Source organism: Sphingomonas sp. CARO-RG-8B-R24-01 (assembly GCF_022662295.1).
Lineage (GTDB): Bacteria > Pseudomonadota > Alphaproteobacteria > Sphingomonadales > Sphingomonadaceae > Sphingomonas.
The window spans coordinates 196,207-215,902 of the sequence record NZ_JAKNQI010000005.1 but is presented as its reverse complement, the minus strand read 5'-3'; the positions used below and the strand labels follow the sequence as shown (position 1 = coordinate 215,902).

13 protein-coding genes are annotated in these 19,696 nt (G+C 64.9%); 12 read left to right on the top strand and 1 reads right to left on the bottom strand.

The annotated features are described in order from the left end of the window. Positions 1–115 precede the first annotated feature (115 nt). The 3 genes from L8G49_RS12075 to L8G49_RS12065 all read left to right on the top strand — a co-directional run bounded on the left by L8G49_RS12075 (position 116) and on the right by L8G49_RS12065 (position 6,968). Positions 116–994 carry a LysR substrate-binding domain-containing protein gene (locus L8G49_RS12075; RefSeq protein WP_242185981.1) on the top strand — a complete coding sequence of 293 codons (879 nt, stop codon included), beginning with the start codon at positions 116–118 and terminating at the stop codon, positions 992–994. 43 nt (positions 995–1,037) lie between these two features. Next, positions 1,038–3,374 (top strand): transketolase, encoded by a 2,337-nt coding sequence (locus L8G49_RS12070; RefSeq protein WP_242185978.1) that lies wholly within the window; start codon positions 1,038–1,040, stop codon positions 3,372–3,374. Positions 3,375–3,854: 480 nt separating this feature from the next. Continuing rightward, a complete protein-coding gene (locus L8G49_RS12065) occupies positions 3,855–6,968 on the top strand; it encodes a helicase-related protein (RefSeq protein ID WP_242185976.1) in 3,114 nt (1,037 codons plus the stop codon). A gap of 32 nt (positions 6,969–7,000) precedes the next feature. On the opposite strand, the gene L8G49_RS12060 is transcribed toward L8G49_RS12065, so the two are convergent. Beyond that, positions 7,001–8,335, bottom strand: a complete 1,335-nt coding sequence (locus L8G49_RS12060) for an MFS transporter (RefSeq protein ID WP_242138936.1) — start codon at positions 8,333–8,335, stop codon at positions 7,001–7,003. A gap of 126 nt (positions 8,336–8,461) precedes the next feature. Between L8G49_RS12060 and cyoA the strand changes: the two genes are divergently transcribed. From cyoA to L8G49_RS21015, 9 genes are all read left to right on the top strand, one after another. Then, positions 8,462–9,568, top strand: coding sequence for a ubiquinol oxidase subunit II (cyoA, locus tag L8G49_RS12055; RefSeq protein WP_277923240.1), 1,107 nt, complete (start codon positions 8,462–8,464; stop codon positions 9,566–9,568). Between the two features lie 12 nt (positions 9,569–9,580). Beyond that, complete coding sequence (cyoB, locus tag L8G49_RS12050; RefSeq protein ID WP_242138934.1) at positions 9,581–11,584, top strand: cytochrome o ubiquinol oxidase subunit I; 2,004 nt, start codon at positions 9,581–9,583, stop codon at positions 11,582–11,584. Next, a complete protein-coding gene (cyoC, locus tag L8G49_RS12045; protein ID WP_242138933.1) occupies positions 11,581–12,204 on the top strand; it encodes a cytochrome o ubiquinol oxidase subunit III in 624 nt (207 codons plus the stop codon). Before cyoB ends, cyoC begins: the two co-directional genes overlap by 4 nt. After that, positions 12,201–12,611, top strand: coding sequence for a cytochrome o ubiquinol oxidase subunit IV (gene cyoD, locus L8G49_RS12040; RefSeq protein WP_242185975.1), 411 nt, complete (start codon positions 12,201–12,203; stop codon positions 12,609–12,611). The genes cyoC and cyoD overlap by 4 nt, the downstream gene beginning before the upstream one ends. Beyond that, positions 12,608–13,309: an SURF1 family protein gene (locus tag L8G49_RS12035; RefSeq protein ID WP_242185972.1), complete on the top strand. Its 702-nt coding sequence runs from the start codon at positions 12,608–12,610 to the stop codon at positions 13,307–13,309. The genes cyoD and L8G49_RS12035 overlap by 4 nt, the downstream gene beginning before the upstream one ends. After that, on the top strand, positions 13,306–14,619 hold the full coding sequence (locus tag L8G49_RS12030; protein ID WP_242185970.1) for an ATP-binding protein: 1,314 nt from the start codon (positions 13,306–13,308) through the stop codon (positions 14,617–14,619). Before L8G49_RS12035 ends, L8G49_RS12030 begins: the two co-directional genes overlap by 4 nt. Then, complete coding sequence (locus tag L8G49_RS12025) at positions 14,609–15,142, top strand: response regulator transcription factor (protein WP_242185969.1); 534 nt, start codon at positions 14,609–14,611, stop codon at positions 15,140–15,142. Before L8G49_RS12030 ends, L8G49_RS12025 begins: the two co-directional genes overlap by 11 nt. Before the next feature lie 378 nt (positions 15,143–15,520). Then, entirely contained in the window at positions 15,521–17,122 is a 1,602-nt protein-coding gene (locus L8G49_RS12020) for a ShlB/FhaC/HecB family hemolysin secretion/activation protein (RefSeq protein WP_242185968.1), read from the top strand. A gap of 50 nt (positions 17,123–17,172) precedes the next feature. Beyond that, positions 17,173–19,641: a filamentous hemagglutinin N-terminal domain-containing protein gene (locus L8G49_RS21015; RefSeq protein WP_277923238.1), complete on the top strand. Its 2,469-nt coding sequence runs from the start codon at positions 17,173–17,175 to the stop codon at positions 19,639–19,641. The last annotated feature ends 55 nt before the right edge of the window (positions 19,642–19,696 follow it).

Genomic DNA, 19,696 nt, shown 5'->3' with positions numbered 1-19,696 from the left:
GCATTCGGTGGTGGAATTGAATTGATACCCGCCATACAGCGCGTCGCAGCCATCCGGGGAACGGGCCATCGCCAAGTCGAAGATCATCAACCGCCGCTGGCTCCCGCTCAACGCGTTGCGCGCCTTCGACGCGGTCGGGCAGCGGCTGAGCTTCACGGCGGGGGCGCAGGCGCTCAACGTCTCGCAAAGCGCGGTCAGCCGGCACATCATCAGCCTCGAGGAATTGCTCGGGCAGAAACTGTTCGACCGTTCGGGCCAGCGCCTCGTGCTGACCGCAGCGGGCGCGGCGTTGCTCCCCGAAGTGCGGCGATCGTTCGACCTGCTGGAACAGACGATGAATGCGGTAAGCCACGATCCGTTGAGCGGCCGCCCGATCCGGATACACATCCCGCCATCGCTGCTGCAGCAGGTGGTGATGCCGATGATCCGCGCGTTCCACCGCGACTATCCCGACGTGCGGATCGACATTTCGAGTTCACCCGTGACGGGGATGCCGACCACCGAGACCGACATGGCGATCGTGTTCGACCGGCCGAACATCGACGACCGCATTACCGACCTGTTGTGGCTCGTCCGGGTCGCGCCGGTCTGTTCCCCCGCCGTGGCGGCGGCCAACACGGGCAAGTCGCTCGAGCAGTTCCTGTCGGACAACGACCTGCTGCACGTGACCCTCGACGGCGAGGTGCGCGGGCTGCTGTGGAGCAGCTTTGCACGCAGCAGCGGGATCGAGCTCAACACCAATCGCGGGCTCGCGTTCGACACGCTGTCGCTCGCTGCGACCTATGCGATGCAGTCCGGCGGGATCGCGCTCGCTGATATCGCGATGTTCGCGCCCGAGATCGCTGCGGGCAAGCTCGTCGTGCCGTATGACACGATGGTCGACGACGGGTTCGGCTATTATCTCAAATTGCGCGCGGACGATCTCGACGATCCGACGATCAGCCTGTTCCGCAGCTGGCTGATCGCGCAATTCGCGGCGCGGCAGGCGGGCTGAACTTTCCGGTCGCATCCGCCGCGAGACGCGCTATTTGGTTGCAATGGAAACGATCAACCCCAGCCCCGACGCCGAAACCATCGCGATTCTCGAGACGATCGAGACCCGGCTGCGCTGGCTGTCGTCCTGGACGATCCACAACGCCAACCACCTCCGCGAAAGCCGCGACGGGCTGAAGGTCGGCGGGCACCAGGCGAGCTGCGCGTCGATCACCGCGATCATGACCGCGCTCTACTTCGGCGCGCTCCGCCCGAACGACAAGGTCGCGGTCAAGCCGCACGCCGGGCCGGTGCTCCACGCGATCCATTACCTGATGGGCCAGCAATCGCTCGACGCGCTCCGGCGCTACCGTGGCCTCGGCGGCGCGCAGAGCTACCCGAGCCGGACCAAGGATTCGATTCCCGTCGACTTCTCGACCGGGTCGGTCGGACTCGGGGTCGCGATCACCGCCTTCGCGAGTCTGATCCAGGATTATCTGATCGCGCACGGCGACCTCGCCGAAGCGGACGCCGGGCGGATGATCGCGCTGATGGGCGATGCCGAGCTCGACGAGGGCAATATCTACGAATGCCTGATCGAGGCGTACAAGCACGACATCCGCAATTGCTGGTGGATCGTCGATTACAACCGCCAGTCACTCGACAGCACGACGGCTGACCGAATGTTCCGGCGCTTCGACGACATTTTCGAAACCTGCGGCTGGCGCGTCGAGACGCTGAAACACGGCAAGCTCCAGCGCGCCGCCTTCGGGCGCGACGGCGGACAGGCGATCGCCGACTGGATCGATGCCTGCCCGAATGCCGAATTCGCTGCGCTGACCTATCAGGGCGGCGCCGCCTGGCGCACTCGCCTGCACGCGGACCTGGCGGGTGCGGGCGAAACCCTGGCGCTGATCGACACGTTTGACGACGATGCGCTGGCGGCATTGATGACCAACCTCGGGGGGCATTGCATCGAGACGCTGCTCGACGCCTTCGCGCGCTGTGACGACGACGTGCCGACGTTGTTCATCGCCTATACGATCAAGGGCTTCGGCCTCCCCTTCGCGGGTCACAAGGACAATCATTCGGGGCTGATGAACCCCGGCCAGATCCACGCGCTGCGCGACCGTCTCGGGATCGCGGAGGGCGACGAATGGGCGCCGTACGGTGGCCTCGGCGACAATGTCGCGGCGCAGGCGCGTTCCGTGGTCGAACGCAGCGCGCTGGCGACCGCGCGTCCCGTTCCCGCCGCCCCCGCAATCTTCCTGCCCGACGCGCTCCCCGCCCCGGAAGGCGCGGAATGGTCGACCCAGGCGGCGTTCGGGCGCATCCTGCTCGATCTCGCCAAGAGCGGGCATCCGGTCACGGACCGGATCGTGACGACCTCGCCCGACGTGACCGTCTCGACCAACCTCGGCGCGTTCGTCAATCAGCGCGGGTTGTTCCGGCGGCAGGAACTCGCCGACGTCTTCTCCGCCGCGCGCATTCCGACCGCGCAGAAATGGGCGGGTCACGGCGCGGGGCAGCATATCGAACTTGGCATCGCCGAGAACAATCTGTTCCTGATGCTGGCGGCGCTCGGTCTTGCGGCACCGCTGTTCGGCACCCGGCTGATGCCGATCGGGACGGTCTACGACCCGTTCATCGCGCGCGGGCTCGATGCGCTCAACTACGCCTGTTACCAGGATGCGCGCTTCTTGCTGGTGGCGACGCCCTCGGGGCTGACGCTCGGGCCGGAGGGCGGCGCGCACCAGTCGATCAACTCGCCGCTGATCGGGATCGGCCAGCCCGGGCTCACCTATTTCGAGCCTGCCTTTGCCGACGAACTCGCGCTGATGATGCACTGGGCGTTCGAGCAGATCCAGGCGGACGACGGCGGATCGACCTATCTGCGCCTGTCCACCCGCACGATCCCGCAGGTCGAGCGCACGGATGACCGATGGAAGGCGGATGCGCTCGAGGGCGGCTATTGGCTGGTCGAACCCGATGGCGCGCGCGATGTCGCGATCGTCTTCACTGGTGCGGTGACGCCCGAGGTACTCGAGGCGCATGCCACGCTGGCGGACGACGTACCGGGGCTGGGCCTGCTGATGGCGACTTCGCCTGACCTGCTGCATCGCGGCTGGTCCGCACGCCACGCGCAACGCTGGACAGGCGGCGCGCGGACTCCGTGCCATGCCGAAACGCTGCTCGACGCCCTCGCGCCCGGTGCCGGGCTGGTCACGGTGATCGACGGTGCTCCGTCCACGCTATCGTGGCTCGGCGGGGTTCGCGGGATGCGCGTGAGCCCGCTCGGGACCGACCGGTTCGGCCAGACGGGCGACCTGCCAGACTTGTACCGGCTGTACCGGCTGGATGCTGAAGCGATCGTGGATGCCGTCGCCGAACTGCTGCTCTAGACCGCACATCCCACACCGACGTTTCGTGCACGTGCGGCTGAACGGCGGTGGGGGTCACCCCGGCCTGACCGGCTCCGCGGGAACGCCGATGCGTCATGCGCGGCTTGCTTTGGATCAGCGCAAAATACCGCCGCTGCCAGTGGCGCTAAATTGGCGTCGCGCGTTCTCCCGTTCCTGCTTCGAATGGAAAGGACACGCCGCTGGAAAGCTTTGCCGCATGGGTCGAATCCCCCGCGACGGTGATCGCGGCCCCGATGACGGGGGACGCGCGATGCGCACGCACGGGTCGTTCTGCTACGGGTTCGTTCGCGCATTTTGACGCCGCGCCGATCGGCTCGCCGACACCGGCATTGCGAGCATGACGATCGACGACGTGCGCCTATCCCGGATCGATCCTCCCAAAGCCATCTTCTGCGCGTGCCCGCCGCAGGGCGGCGTCAATCGGCCGGCACGTCCGGCCTTGCTACAGGTATGTGCAGCATGAATATCGCTTATATCGCAACGCGTATCGCCGAAACCTTGCGATCGCATGACATGGTCTTTCTGGCGGATGATGACCAGCAGGCCGAGGCGCTGTCGTGCGCCGTGAGGGCGATCGTGTCCCCGTCGTGCGTGTTCCTCCTCCCCTCCAGTGATACGCTGCCCGGGGATATCGCTCCAGCGTCCCCCGCAAATGCCGGGCGCCGTGTCGCGACCCTGCATGCCTTGCGCCTTGCGCAAATGGACCCACGGCGTTCCCCGCTGGCGCTGATCCTGAGCGGCGAGGCCGCGGCACGCAGGTATCCCACGCCTGCCGCCTTCGATCGCGCGCCGCCCACCATGCGGATCGGGGACGCGATCGATACCGATGCCTTTGCAGGGATGGTCGAGGAGCTCGGCTACGTCGCGGACGACCGCGTCGACGAACCCGGCGAAGTTGCCGTGCGTGGCGAAGTGATCGACATCTTCCCCGCCGATGCTGTCCGCCCCGCGCGGATCGATGTCGTTGATGGCGAGATTTCGGCGATCCGATCCTTCGATCCGGCCACGCAACGCACGCTCGACGATCTTGGCCTGCTTGAAATCGGACGCGCGGCCGAACCACCGATGCAGAGCCCCGTGGCGATCCTGGATCACATGACGCCGGCGCGGATTGCCATGGCGCCGAAGGCCGATGCGCGCCGCAAGCGCTTTCTTCAGCTCGCCGCCGACGTCGCGGCCCGCGGTACCGGCAAGATCGATGCGATCGAGGACGACTGCTGGGCGGCGGCGCTCGAGGATTGGACGCCACTGACCTTCGACGGACAGGTGGCGGACGTACCGCGCTTTGCCGAAGTCAAGGCACCGCTCGCCAAACTGGCGCGCTTTGCCAAGCCTCTGTTGGAGGATCACGTCCTGATCCTGGCAGGAAGCACGCGCGACGTGCGCTTCCTGCGCGGCCGCATTGCCAAACGACTCGGAATCACTTTTGCCGAGGCCGCAGACTGGGCCGCGATCCGTGCGCTGGCACCCGGGACGGCCACGACGATCACCATGCCGGTGGACTGCGGCTTCGTCGACGATCAACGCATCGTGATCGCCGCAGCGGATCTGCTCGGGAGCCGTGCCTTGCTGGACGACGCCCTCCCCGGTGCAACGAATCCTCTGCTCGGCAGCGCGGAAATCCGCATCGGGGACGTCGTCGTCCACGAAGATCACGGGGTCGGCCTCGTGCTGGGTCTCGAACCTGCCCCCCGGGCCGAGGCGACATCGGGCGAAATGATCGCGCTCGAATATGCCGGCGGGGCACGGCGACTGGTCGCGATCGACGATGCGGACCGGATCTGGCGCTACGGCGCGGATGCCGAAGCGGTGACGCTCGACAAGCTCGATGGGTCGTCCTGGCAGAAACGCCGCGGCGACATTGATGCCGCTATCGCCGAAAGCGCCAGGGGGCTGACCGAGCTCGCCCGCACCCGCGAGATGCTCGAGGCTCCCGCCCTGACGCCCGACCCGTCCGCGTATGAGCGGTTCGCGAACGGGTTCGCATTCAACGAGACTGCGGACCAGACCCGCGCAATCAATGCCGTGCGGGAGGATCTCGCGCGGGGGCGTCCGATGGATCGGCTGGTCGTCGGCGACGTCGGTTACGGCAAGACCGAGGTCGCGTTGCGGGCCGCCGGGATCGCGGCCCTGTCGGGGCATCAGGTCGTCGTCGCCGCCCCGACGACGGTGCTCGTAAGGCAGCATCTCGAGAGTTTCCGGAAACGATTCGACGCGGCGGGCATCGTCGTCGCCGGGCTGTCCCGCCTGTCGAGCGCGGCCGAGAAGCGAGCGGTCAAGGCAGGGCTTGCCGATGGATCGATCAACGTCGTCATCGGAACGGGTGCCGTCATGGCGAAGGGAGTGAGCTATGCCAACCTCGGCCTGGTGATCATCGACGAGGAGCAGCGGTTTGGCGCGGCTGACAAGGCCCGGCTCCGGGGATCGGGCGAAATCCATCTCCTGACGCTGAGCGCAACGCCGATCCCCCGGACGCTTCAGATGGCGCTCGTCGGACTGCAGCAGATTTCGATCATCGCGACGCCCCCGGCCCGCCGCCAACCCATTCGCACCAGCCTCGACCAGTTCGACGACGTGCGGATCCGGACCGCATTGCTTCGCGAAAAGGCCCGCGGCGGACAAAGCTTCGTCGTCGTTCCGCGGATCGAGGACATGGCCAGCTTCGGCGCCAAGCTGCGTGCGGCAGTGCCCGGCCTCAGCATCGTCGAGGCGCACGGCAAGATGCCCGCCGCCGAGATCGACGATGTCATGGTGCGCTTTTCCGACGGACACGGCGACGTGCTGCTGGCGACGAACATCATCGAAGCCGGGCTCGACGTTCCGCGGGCCAACACCATGATCGTATGGCGGGCGGACCGGTTCGGACTGGCGCAGTTGCACCAGCTTCGCGGACGGGTCGGACGCGGGAACCGTCGCGGACAGGTCATCCTGCTGACCGACTCGGGGGATGCGATTGCCGAACGCACGCTCAAGCGACTGCGGACCTTAGCGACGTTCGACCGGCTAGGCGCCGGCTTCGATATCAGCGCGCAAGACCTCGACATGCGGGGCGCCGGCGATCTGCTCGGAGAGACCCAGGCGGGCCATACCAAGCTGATCGGGATCGACCTGTACCAGCATCTGCTTGGCGGTGCGTTGCGTCAGGCGCGCGGCGAGGATGCCGAACGCTGGACCCCGGAATTGAACCTTGGCGCAGCCGGAGGGTTTTCGGCGACGTGGATCCCTGAGGACGACATCCGCCTGTCACTCTACATCCGGCTGAGCCGGATAGCGGACGGTTCGAACCTCGATGCGTTCGAAGACGAATTGGTCGACCGCTTCGGCGCGCTGCCAGACGATGCGATTTCGCTGCTGGCGCGAGCCCGGGTGCGGTTGCTAGCGCGCGATGCGCGGGTCGAACGGATCGACGCCGGGTCCGCAGCGATCGCGCTGACGCCGCGGCGTGATTTTACCGCCGATACCGCGGACGCCGGGCTGGTCGAAAAAAACGGCCGGTTCCTGCTTACGGAACCGACCGAGGACGCAATCCGGACCGACCGGGTCACGGCCTTGCTGGAAGAGCTCGTCGCCTGATGACCCCGGCAACCGCCGGGGTCATGGAGAACTCAGGCAATTCGACGTCCCAGCTCCTTGTTGACGCCAAGCGCGATCAGCGTCGCCAGCGCGCCCGAGAGGAGATAGGCACCCGCCGCGAGCAGTCCGAAATTGCTCGCGAGCACCAGGGCCACGAGCGGCGCGAAGCCCGCACCGACGAGCCATGCCAGATCGGACGTCAGTGCCGCGCCGGTATAACGCCGCGCGCTGCCGAAATTGGCGGCGACCGCGCCCGAAGACTGGCCGAACGCCACGCCTAGCAAGGCAAAACCGACCAGCACGAACGTGAGCTCGCCCGTGTAGCCCGCGCTCAACAGCTGCGGGGCGAACCCGCTGAACGCCGCGATCCCCGCCGCGGTCACGCCAAGCAGATACCGCCGGCCGACCCGATCGGCGATCACGCCCGATGCGATCACGCCCACGACGCCCACGACCCCACCAAGGATTTCGATCGAAAGGAACCGTTCGGGGCTCTGCTTCGTAAACAGATTCACCCAGGACAGCGGAAAAACGGTGACCATGTGGAACAGCGCAAAACTCGCCAGCGGCGCAAACGCCCCGATCACAATGTTGCGCCAGTCGCTGCGAATGGTTTCGAGCACGTTCGACGGCTCGAGCTCGCGGCTTTCGAACATCGCCTCATAATGCGGAGTCGATACCATCCGCAGCCGTGCGAACAGCGCGACGACGTTGATCGCGAACGCCACGAAGAACGGATACCGCCATCCCCAGTCGAGGAAATCGGCAAGCGACAACGTGCTGAGGAAGAAGGCGAACAAGGCACTCGCGACGATCAGGCCAAGCGGCGCGCCGAGCTGCGGGATCATGGCATACCAGCCGCGCTTGTTCTCGGGCGCATTCAGCGCGAGCAGCGAGGCCAGGCCGTCCCAGGCACCGCCAAGGGCGATGCCCTGGCCGATCCGGAAGATCGCCAGCAACACGATCGCCCATCCGCCGATCGTCTCATAGCCCGGCAGGAACGCGACCGCGGCGGTCGACCCGCCGAGCATGAAAAGCGCGATCGTCAGCTTGGTCCCGCGGCCAAGCACCGCATCGACCGCGAGAAAGATCATCGACCCGACCGGGCGCGCGATGAACGCCAGGGCAAAAATTCCGAACGAGTACAGCGTACCGGTCAGCCGATCCGCGAACGGAAAGATCAACGCCGGAAAAACCAGCACCGACGCGATCGCATAGACGAAAAAGTCGAAAAATTCGGACGTGCGCCCGATGACAACGCCGATGGCGATCTCGTTCGGGTCGACGTGTCCATGACCATGGGCGTGGCGCGCGTTGATCGCGCGCGCGTCACGCTCGGCATTGTGGGAGGCGGTTTGTACTGTCATCGTTCGCGTCTTCCTGGACCGGTGGACGATCGGTCGGCTTCGGAGCCTATGCCTTATATCACGACAATGCGGCATTGGACAAAATGTCCAATATCGCAGCGCAGCATCTGTGTATAGCGCGCCGCCATGGCATTCCTTCGTCTTTCCCCGAATCTCCGCCGTCCGAGTCGCAAGCTTGCTGCCGGCGGGACGCTTGCGCTGCTCCTGAGCGGTTGCAACATGGTCGTAATGCACCCTGCCGGCGATGTTGCGTTGCAGCAGCGCGATCTCGTGGTTTTTTCGACCGCGCTGATGCTGTTGATCGTCGTGCCGGTGATCGGATTGGTCGGCCTGTTCGCGTGGCGCTATCGCGCCACCAACGAAGACGCGACCTATGAACCCGATTGGGATCACTCGTCGCAGCTCGAATTGCTGATCTGGGCGGCTCCGCTGCTGATCGTGATCTGTCTTGGCGCGGTGACCTGGACCGCGACTCACCTGCTCGACCCCTATCGTCCGATCAGCCGACTTGCCGCGGGCAAACCGCTGGTGGCAAACGTCAAGCCGCTCGAGGTCGAAGTGATCGCACTCGATTGGAAGTGGATGTTCGTCTATCCGCAATATGGCATTGCGACCGTGAACGAGCTGGCAGCGCCGATCGACCGGCCTATCCACTTTCGGATTACCTCGTCCTCGGTGATGAACGCCTTCTACGTGCCGACGCTTGCCGGGATGATCTACGCGATGCCGTCGATGGAGACGCAGCTGAACGCGGTCATCAACAAGCCGGGCAATTACGAAGGCTTCTCGTCCAACTATTCGGGCGCAGGCTTTTCGGGGATGCGGTTCCGGTTCCACGGTCTGAACGACGCCGATTTCGCCGCCTGGATCGCCCGCAACAAGGCGGCCGGCGCGACGCTGACCCGCGCCGATTATCTGAAGCTCGAGAAGCCTTCGGAGAAGGTTCCGGTCATGCGGTTCGCGAACGTCGATCCCGGCATCTTCAGTGCCGTCGTCAACCAGTGCATTCGTCCCGGCACGACCTGCATGAGCGACATGATGAAGAAAGACATGCAAGACAGCGCGGCGATGGAAGGCATGCCCAACAGCGGTACGGCGGAAGGGCATCGTGTTTCCGAGCCGCTGACGACACGGGACGCCGGCCACGCGCCGCCCAAAAGCCCGTCCGACATCCCGCAACGCGGACCTTCGAAACCGGAAGAGTCCAATACGCCCAAGCAGCGCCCCCTCTAAATGGCCAGTACCATGCAAGCTTCACCCCTCAACGTCAGTCCGATCCTCGGCCGCTTCACGCTTGAGTCGCTCCCGCTTCACGAACCGATCGTCGTCGCCACCTTCTGTGGCGTCGCGCTCGGCGGGATCGCGCTGCTGTCGGCGATCACTTATTTCAAGCTCTGGGGCTATCTCTGGAAGGAGTGGTTCACCAGCGTCGATCACAAGAAGATCGGCATCATGTACATGATCCTCGGGATCGTCATGCTGCTGCGTGGCTTCTCCGACGCGATCATGATGCGCGCGCAGCAGGCGATGGCGTTCGGCAACGAAGGCTATCTCAACGCGCACCATTACGACCAGGTGTTCACCGCCCACGGTGTCATCATGATCTTCTTCGTCGCGATGCCGTTCGTGACCGGGCTGATGAACTACGTCGTCCCGCTCCAGATCGGTGCGCGCGACGTGTCCTTCCCCTTCCTCAACAACTTCAGCTTCTGGATGACGACCGCAGGCGCGGTGATCATCATGATGAGCCTGTTCGTCGGCGAATTCGCGCAGACCGGCTGGCTCGCCATGCCGCCGCTCTCGGGGATCAACTACAGCCCGGGCGTCGGCGTCGATTATTACATCTGGTCGCTCCAGATTGCGGGTGTCGGCACGCTGCTGTCGGGCGTCAACCTGATCGCCACCATCGTCAAGATGCGCGCGCCGGGCATGACCATGATGAAGATGCCGATCTTCTGCTGGACCGCGCTCTGCACCAACATCCTGATCGTCGCCGCCTTCCCGGTCCTGACCGCAGTGCTCGCACTGCTCAGCCTCGACCGCTACGCCGATACCGCGTTCTTTACGAACACGCTCGGCGGTAACCCGATGATGTACGTCAACCTGATCTGGATCTGGGGCCACCCGGAAGTTTACATCCTGATTCTCCCGATGTTCGGCGTGTTCAGCGAGGTCACCTCGACCTTCTCGGGCAAGCGGATCTTCGGCTACACCTCGATGGTGTATGCGACCATGGTCATCACCCTGCTCGCTTACCTCGTCTGGCTGCACCACTTCTTCACCATGGGGTCGGGCGCGAGCGTCAACTCGTTCTTCGGCATCACCACGATGATCATCTCGATCCCGACGGGCGCGAAGATCTTCAACTGGCTGTTCACCATGTACCGTGGCCGGGTGCGCTTCGAGCTGCCGATGATGTGGACGATCGCGTTCATGATCACCTTCACGATCGGCGGCATGACCGGCGTCCTGCTCGCAGTGCCGCCGGCCGACTTCGTGCTGCACAACTCGCTGTTCCTCGTGGCGCATTTCCACAACGTCATCATCGGCGGCGTGGTGTTCGGGGCCTTCGCCGGGATCAACTACTGGTTCCCCAAGGCGTTCGGCTTCAAGCTCAACCAGTTCTGGGGCAAGGTGTCGTTCTGGTGCTGGGTCGTGGGCTTCTACCTCGCGTTCATGCCGCTCTACGTGCTCGGCCTGATGGGCGTTACCCGCCGTTTGCGTACCTTCGATGACCCGAGCCTGCAGATCTGGTTCATCATCGCAGGGATCGGTGCGTTGCTCATCGCAGCCGGCATCGGCGCCATGCTGCTGCAGTTCGCGGTCAGCGTGCGCGATCGCGAGAAGCTTCGCGACACCACCGGTGACCCGTGGAACGGTCGCACGCTTGAATGGGCAACCTCGTCGCCGCCGCCAGACTATAACTTCGCGTTCACCCCGGTGATCCACCAGGGCGATGCGTGGGCCGACATGAAGGCACGCGGCTACGAGCGTCCGACGACTGGCTTCAAGGACATCCACATGCCATCGAACACTGGTACCGGCGTGATCCTTGCCGGGCTCAGCGTCGGCTTCTCGGTCGGCATGATCTGGTACGTGTGGTGGCTTGCGGCGATCAGCTTCGTCGGGATCCTGGCGGTCGCGATCGGCCACACGTTCATCTACAAGCGTGACTTCTACATCCCGAAGGCGACCGTCGCCGAAAAGGAAGAAGCCCGCACCGCGATCCTCGCGGAGGTAAAGGCATGAGCACGACCACCACCGACTACGATCTGGACACGTTCCACCTCGCCGAAGAGCCGCATCATGCCGAGGGGTCGAGCACGATGCTCGGCTTCTGGCTCTACCTGATGAGCGACTGCCTGATCTTCGCCATGCTGTTCGCGACCTACGGCGTGCTGGGGACCAGCTACGCCGGGGGTCCGGGGCCCAAGCAGCTGTTCGAGCTGCCGCTGGTCGCTGTCAACACGTCGATGCTGCTGTTCTCGTCGATCACCTATGGCTTCGCGATGCTCGCGATGACCAACAAGAAGGTTGGCGCGACCCAGGCGTGGCTCGCGGTTACCGCGGCGTTCGGCATCGCGTTCATCAGCATCGAGCTGTACGAGTTCGCCAACCTGATCCATGAAGGCGCGACGCCGCAACGCAGCGCGTTCCTGTCGTCGTTCTTCACGCTGGTCGCGACGCACGGGCTCCACGTCACCTTCGGGTTGATCTGGCTGTTCACGCTGATGGTTCAGATCCAGGTCAAGGGCCTGATCCCCGCCAACCAGCGCCGCCTGATGTGCCTCAGCCTGTTCTGGCACTTCCTCGACGTCATCTGGATCGGCGTCTTCACCTTCGTCTATCTCATGGGAATGCTGCGATGAGCGCTGACCTCCACCACGCCGCGCACGACGCGCACCACGGCGCCCCCCACGGCAATGGCCATCACGACGACCTCGCACACGAAGAGTCGCACGGCTCGTACAGGAGCTACGGGATCGGTTTTGGCCTGTCGGTGATCCTCACCGCGATCCCGTTCTGGCTGGTGATGACGCGGACACTGACCAACCAGGCGACCGCGCTGATCATCATGGCGTTCGCCGCGGTGCAGATGGTCGTCCACATGATCTTCTTCCTGCACATGAACCGTCGGGCCGAGGGCGGCTGGTCGATGATGGCGCTGATCTTCACGATCGTCATCGTCGGGATCGCACTGAGCGGATCGCTCTGGGTGATGTACCACATGAACGCCAACATGATGCCCACCCAAGACATGAGCCAGATGGGGTGACCACGGCGGGACAGCGCGCGCGGCGCGGCGCGGTCGGGGTGGCGTGGCTCCTCGTCATCGTCGCGCTGCTCGGGCTCGGCACGTGGCAGGTGCAACGACGCGCCTGGAAGCTCGATCTGATCGCGCGCGTGAATGCGCGCGTTCACGCCGCCGCCGTCCCCGCGCCTGCTACCGTCGACCAGAACAGCGCCTATCTGCGGGTTCAGGCGCGTGGTGCGTACGTCGCTGGCAAGGACACATTCGTTCAGGCCTTGACCGTTCGCGGCCCCGGTTTCTGGGCAATGACCCCGCTGCGGTTGACGAGCGGGGCGACCGTGCTGATCAACCGCGGCTATGTCCCTGCGCGTCGCGCCTTGCCACCGCCGACGGGCTTGGCGACGGTGACGGGCCTGCTCCGCCTAACCGAGCCGCGCGGTGGGTTCCTGCGCAAAAATGACCCGGGTGCCGAGCGCTGGTATTCCCGCGATGTCGGCGCAATCGCGGCGCGTCGCGGCGTTACCCCGGCGCTTCCCTACTTCATCGATGCCGATGCAGCGGACACCCGCCCCGGCGCGCCGGTTGGCGGTCTTACGGTGATACGTTTTCCCAACAGTCATCTTGCTTATGCGGTCACATGGTACATTCTCGCGCTCATGAGCACCGCCGGATTCGTGTACTGGATACGTCAGGGGCCCCGCCGACCCGATCGCGGCGCGTGACCCAGGCGGTGGCCGGCCTGCGCGGCGTCCCCGTTTCGCAGACGGCCGGCCATGCCAATATGCTCCAGCTGGTCGAGTTGCGCTGGATGGCGGTCGCTGGCCAGTTGGCGACGATCCTGCTGACCAACGTCGTGTTTGGCATTCGCCTGCCGATGCTTGCGATGCTGAGCGTGCTGACGGCGCTCGTCATTCTCAACGCCGCCAGCCTGTTGCGCCTGCGTCTCGCGTCCCCGATTACCAACGGCGCCCTCTTCGGTGGCCTGTTGCTCGACGTCCTCGCGCTGAGTGGTCAGTTGTACCTCAGTGGGGGCGCGACCAATCCCTTCGTGTCGCTGTTCCTCCTGCAGGTCGTTCTTGGCTCGGTCCTGCTCGCGCGGTGGTCGGCGTGGACGATCGTGGCCGCGACCAGCCTGTCCTTTGCCGTGCTGACCGCATTCTACCGTCCGATCACCCTGCCGCCAGGATTCGACCGCTCGCTGTTTGCCTTGCACGTTCAGGGAATGTGGGTCTGTTTCGCCCTCGTTGCGGTGCTGCTGGTGGCATTCGTCGGGCGGATCAACGGAAATCTGCGCGCGCAGGACAACCGCCTTGCCGAGATCGAGCGCCAAGCGGTCGAGGAGGAGCATATCGTCCGGATCGGGATGCTCGCGTCCGGGGCGGCGCACGAATTGGGGACGCCGCTCTCTTCGCTCTCCGTGATCTTGGGGGACTGGCGCCGGAACGGTGCGATCGCCCGCAATCCGGACTTGCTGTCCGATATCGAGGAAATGCAGGCGGAGGTGCAGCGCTGCAAGGCGATCGTGACCAGCATCCTTTTGTCGTCGGGTGACGCGCGCGGCGAGCAGTCCGCCGCCACCACGGTCCGCGCCTTCGTCGACCGCGTCATCGCCGACTGGATCGCTGCGCGCAGTTTCGCCAACGCCACGTATGACGATCAGTTCGGACGCGACGTCCCGATCGTATCCGACGTGGTTCTGCAGCAAGCAGTGTTCAACTTGCTGGACAATGCGGCCGAATATTCGCCGCAGCGGATCGACATTACGCTGGCCCGCGACGACGGCGACATGGTGCTGACCGTCCGCGACGCCGGGCCGGGCTTCGCCGCCGAACAGCTCGGCAATATCGGAAAGCCTTACAACAGTACCAAGCATGAACTCGGCCGTGGCATGGGGCTGTTTCTCGCGAGCAACGTCGCCCGTAAGCTCGATGGCGCGCTCAGCGCACGCAACCAGCCCCGCAGCGGCGCCGAAGTGACGTTCCGCCTGCCGCTCGCGGCCATCGCTTTGGGTGGAGATGACGATGTCGACTAACCCCCTGTTGCTGATCATCGAGGATGATGCTGCCTTCGCCCGAACCCTGCAACGATCGTTCCAACGGCGCGAGTATGAGGTCATTCTGGCCGAGGGCCCAAACGACCTGCCGGCCCTGCTCGCAGCACGCACCCCGGATTATGCCGTCGTGGACCTCAAATTGGCAAACAGTTCGGGGCTGGCGTGTGTCGAGACGTTGCGTGCGCACGATCCCGACACGGTGATCGTGGTCCTGACCGGCTATGCGAGTATCACGACCGCCGTTCAGGCCATCAAGCTCGGCGCCACCTCCTACCTCGCCAAGCCGGCCAACACCGATGATATCGAGCGCGCGTTCGGCATGACGCTGGGCGATGCCGATGTGCCGATCGGGGATCGTCAGACATCGATCAAGACGATCGAATGGGAACGGATCAACGAGACCCTGGCGGCGACCGGGTTCAACGTATCCGAGACCGCACGACGGTTGGGAATGCACCGCCGAACTTTGGCGCGGAAATTGGAAAAACGCCGGATAGTATAAAGCTGCCGCCCGGCAAGGCAGGATCGCTAGCTTCGCCATGCTCCGGCCCGTGCGTCAGCCCCAGATATGCACATCAAAATGAAATAGTGCATATTAGGTATCATTTGTTACTAACACTATAATTGACATTTCATCGCTTCACCGGAACCATTCATCGCATTACGCATTGTGTTCGCGATGGCAAGCACTGCCACGGGCGATCCGCCCTGTCCCGAAGCGTAATTCGGACAACCAGCAAACAATCCGAAGGTTGGCGGCGCATGCCCGGTGTGGGCCGTGCGTCCGGCATTTGTCGATGTTGTCCGGGGCGTGCGTATGAAAATCCGGTATTTTTCGCTAATCTTGCTCGCTACTGCTCCGGCATTGCATGCCCAGCGCGTGCCTTCGGCCGGGGGTCAGCTTCAGCAGATTCCCCCTGCCCCGACGACGCTTCGCGCCGATCCCGGATTGGTCGTCGCTCCGCCAGCAGCGGCCCCGGATGTGGATCCGGCCGGACCGCGCATCCGCGTTTCCACCCTGCGGATCAGCGGTGAGACGCTGTATGACGAGGGAACGCTCCTCGCCGCCAGTGGCGTGACTGCCGGCAGTAACCTCAACCTCTACGAATTGCGCGCCGCCGCAGCGCGGATCGCCGCCTTTTACAAGGCTCGCGGTTATTTCCTGGCGCAGGCATATTTGCCCGCCCAGGACGTTCAGGGCGGATCGGTGACGATCGCAGTCATCGAAGGCCGGTACGGCGCCGTGACGATCGACAATGCGACCAACTTCAAACCAGGCGTCGCGCGCGGCATCCTGCGCGGAATCGACACCGGCGACATCGTCGCGAGCGCGCCGCTGGAGCGCCGTTTGCTGTTGTTGTCCGATATCCCCGGCGTTGCGGTACAGTCGACGCTCTCGCCGGGTACGGACTTTGGCGCGTCCAATCTTAACGTGGCGCTGGCGCCCGGTCGCCGCGTGACGGGCGATGTCTCGGTCGACAACGCGGGCAACCGCTATACCGGGGCCTATCGCGGCGGCGGCTCGATCAATCTCAACAATGCGACCGGGCTCGGCGATACGCTCGGTTTCCGGGTGCTCGCCTCGACGGAAGGCATGGCGTATGGCCGCGCGTCCTGGCAGGTTCCAGTCGGCAACCTGACCGTCGGCGCGGCATACGCGCATTTCCGCTACGATCTCAGCCATGAGTTCGAGAGCCTGAATGCGCATGGAACCGCGGACATCGCCGCCGTCTATGCCAGCTACCCGCTGGTGCGTTCCCGCAACGCCAATCTGTACGCAGTCGGCGAGCTCGACGCGAAATGGTACGACGACCGGATCGATCTTACCGGAAGCCGTTCACGGCGGATGAGCAAGACCGGAACGCTCGGACTGAACGGCAATACGCGTGACGGACTTGGCGGTGGGGGCCTGAACGTCTTCTCTGTCGGCTGGACCATCGGCGACCTGGACCTGCGAACGCCGCTCGATCGGGCGGCCGACGCGCTCACGGCGCGCAGCAACGGCACGTTCAACAAGTTCAATTTCAGTGCGGCGCGGCTCCAATCGGTCTCGGGTCCCCTGTCGCTCTATGGTGCGGTGCGCGGACAGGTGGCGCTCGACAATCTCGACACGTCCGAAAAAATGGAACTGGGCGGCGCGTATAACGTCCGAGCTTACCCCGAAGGCGAAGCCTATGGCGACCAGGGCTATATCGCCACCGCCGAAGCGCGTCTGATGGTCAGCGACTGGACGCGGGGCTTCCCCGGGCAACTTCAGTTGATCGGCTTCGTCGACACCGGCCATGTGCAATATTCGAAGGACAAGTGGTTCGTCGGCCGCAACCACACCCAACGCAGCGGCTATGGCGGCGGCATCGCCTGGATGGCACCGGAGAACTTCACACTCCGCGGAACCTATGCCCGAAAGATCGGCGACGTCGCCGCGACGTCCGCGCCCGATCGCGCGGGGCAATTCTGGTTCCAGGTCGCCAAGACCTTCTGACGCACGCGTCTGCGCTGCCGTCTGTACTCGCTATTCAAGGGATCTCGTTCATGACCACCATCGGACATGTTTTCACGCCCCGCCCGCACCGCAAAGCCCTCCTGGAAACGACCGGTCTCCCCGGCTTGATGCGGATCGCGCTGATTGGCATCCTTGCCTCGGTCGGCATGGGTGGTCAGGCCTATGCGCAGGCACAGCCACTCCCGACCGGCGGATCCGTTACGGCGGGCAGTGCCAATATCGCAACGGGCGCCAACAGCGTCACGGTTACTCAGTCGAGCCATGCCGCCGCCCTCAACTGGCAGAGCTTCGACATCGCTGCGGGCAACAGCGTCAATTTTGTGCAGCCAGACAGCAACTCCGTCGCCCTCAACCGGGTCGTCGGCCCTGACCCGTCGCAGATCCTCGGTAATCTCAACGCGAACGGGAAGGTCTTCCTGGTCAACCCGAATGGCGTTGTGTTCGGTGCAGGATCGCAGGTCAACGTTGGCGGCCTCGTCGCCTCGACGCTGAACATCGCGGACGCCGACTTCATGGCGGGTAAGTACAAGTTCAGCGGCTCCGGCACGGGATCGGTGCTGAACCAGGGAACGATCACGGCGGCAGATGGCGGCTACGTCGCGTTACTTGGCGGTCGCGTCGCGAATGACGGCACGATTTCCGCACGGCTGGGGACGGTTGCGCTCGCAGGCGGCGAAGCGATCACGCTGGATGTCGCTGGCGACGGTTTGCTGAATGTCGTGGTCGATGCCGGTACGGTTGGCGCACTCGTGCGCAACGGCGGCTTGATCCGCGCGAACGGCGGCACCGTGCTGATGACCACCCAGGGAGCGGGAACGCTGCTCGGCACCGTGGTCAACAATAGCGGTGTCGTTGAAGCCCGCACGATCGATACCCGTGGCGGGACGATCAAGCTCCTCGGCGACATGCAGAACGGGACCGTGAACCTCGCCGGGTCGCTCGACGCAAGCGCGCCCGATGGCGGCAATGGCGGGTTCGTCGAGACGTCCGCCGCAAGCGTGACGATCAGCGACGCCGCGCACGTGTCGACCCTGTCGCCCGCGGGTGCTACCGGACTGTGGCTGATCGATCCGCAAGACTTCATCATCGGGGCTGGCGGCAACATCTCCGGCGCGACGCTGTCGGCGATGCTGGTTACCAACAGTGTGACCATCAGCACCTTGCCAACCGGTACGGTTACGACGCCGGGCACTCCGCCCACGACGGCAATCGGCACGACCGCGCCCGGGAATGGCGACATTATCGTCAACGATGCGGTCGCCTGGACGGCAACCCCCAGTACGACCACGCTTCGGCTGAATGCGGACCGCGATGTCGTCTTCAACAATTCGGTTAGCGCGACCAATGGCAACATCGTCGCATGCTGCGGCCGCGACGTCGTCGTCAACGCCGCGCTGACGACGACCAACGGCAGCATCCTGCTGAACGCCGGGCGCAACGTAAACGTGCTGGCGGCGATCACAACGACGGACGGCAACATCGCGCTGTGTGCCGGCGTCGATGCCTTTATCGCTGCGTCGGTCACCCTCACCCGCGGTTCGACGATCCCCGCGCAAAGCCTTGGTCTACAACCGGGTCTCCTGATCATTGCAGGGGCTTCGGGGACTGGGCCGGGCGTCGGCGGAGGGACCCTTACGTTCGCCCCGGGAACAGCCCCGGTCACCGTCACCGGTCCCAATGCGGCGGTGATGATCAACTATAACCCCGTCTCCTATTCCGCCCCGACGGATTATTCCGGGTTCTTCACGCTCAGCCTCGGGGCGACCGTGGCGCAGCGCATGCTGGTCTTTCCGGGCAGCACGAAGGTAGCGGACGGAACGACCACCGCTTCGCTGGCCGGTTTCAACGGAACCACGGTCACCGGACTGCCCGCTGGCGTGACCCTGGTTGCCGGTGCCGATGCCAGCGCGACCTACGACACCGCCAGTGCCGGGACGAACATCGGCATCACGTTCTCGGGCTATTCGCTTGCGGGCGCAAATGCCGGGCAATACGCTTTGGCGGGGTCTTGCTGCGTGTCCACCTTCCGGACCAGCGGGACCATCACCCCGGCCGCCGTCGTGACGCCACCGGTCGTAACCCCGCCGGTGGTCACGCCCCCGGTGACGACACCGGTCGACACCCCACCGGTCGTGACGACGCCGGTCGTCACGACGCCCGTCGGATCCACGCCTGTGGTCACCACTCCGGTCGTCGTCGTGATAACGCCCGGCGATACCAGCGGAACCCCGCCGGTCACGATCGTTCCGGTCGGGTCGACGGCAGGGCCGCCCACCGCCCCGCCGGTGGTTCTCCAGCCAGTCCCCGTGCCGGAACGTCCGTATCGTCCGTCGCCGCCGCCGGTCATCATCGTCACCCCGCCGCCGCCGGGCCTGCAGACGTTGCTGCCCCCGCCGCCGGTTCAGCCAGTTCCGCCGGTCCAACCGATGGTACCTGCATACCAGGCTCCCCAGCCGCATCCGGCGCGTGTTCTTCCCGCCAAGCAGGCTCGCAACTGACGTGATCGGCCAGCGGCTCCTGGTCTCGGCAGGGATGGCACTCTGTCTATGCCTT

What these genes read in the sequence shown, in the direction of transcription:
- cyoC (WP_242138933.1), top strand. Translation starts at nt 11,581, where the DNA reads ATGAGCACGACCACCACCGACTACGATCTGGACACGTTCCACCTCGCC.
- L8G49_RS21015 (WP_277923238.1), top strand. Translation starts at nt 17,173, where the DNA reads ATGACCACCATCGGACATGTTTTCACGCCCCGCCCGCACCGCAAAGCC.
- cyoB (WP_242138934.1), top strand. Translation starts at nt 9,581, where the DNA reads ATGCAAGCTTCACCCCTCAACGTCAGTCCGATCCTCGGCCGCTTCACG.
- L8G49_RS12070 (WP_242185978.1), top strand. Translation starts at nt 1,038, where the DNA reads ATGGAAACGATCAACCCCAGCCCCGACGCCGAAACCATCGCGATTCTC.
- cyoA (WP_277923240.1), top strand. Translation starts at nt 8,462, where the DNA reads ATGGCATTCCTTCGTCTTTCCCCGAATCTCCGCCGTCCGAGTCGCAAG.
- L8G49_RS12025 (WP_242185969.1), top strand. Translation starts at nt 14,609, where the DNA reads ATGTCGACTAACCCCCTGTTGCTGATCATCGAGGATGATGCTGCCTTC.
- L8G49_RS12060 (WP_242138936.1), bottom strand. Translation starts at nt 8,335, where the DNA reads ATGACAGTACAAACCGCCTCCCACAATGCCGAGCGTGACGCGCGCGCG.
- L8G49_RS12065 (WP_242185976.1), top strand. Translation starts at nt 3,855, where the DNA reads ATGAATATCGCTTATATCGCAACGCGTATCGCCGAAACCTTGCGATCG.
- cyoD (WP_242185975.1), top strand. Translation starts at nt 12,201, where the DNA reads ATGAGCGCTGACCTCCACCACGCCGCGCACGACGCGCACCACGGCGCC.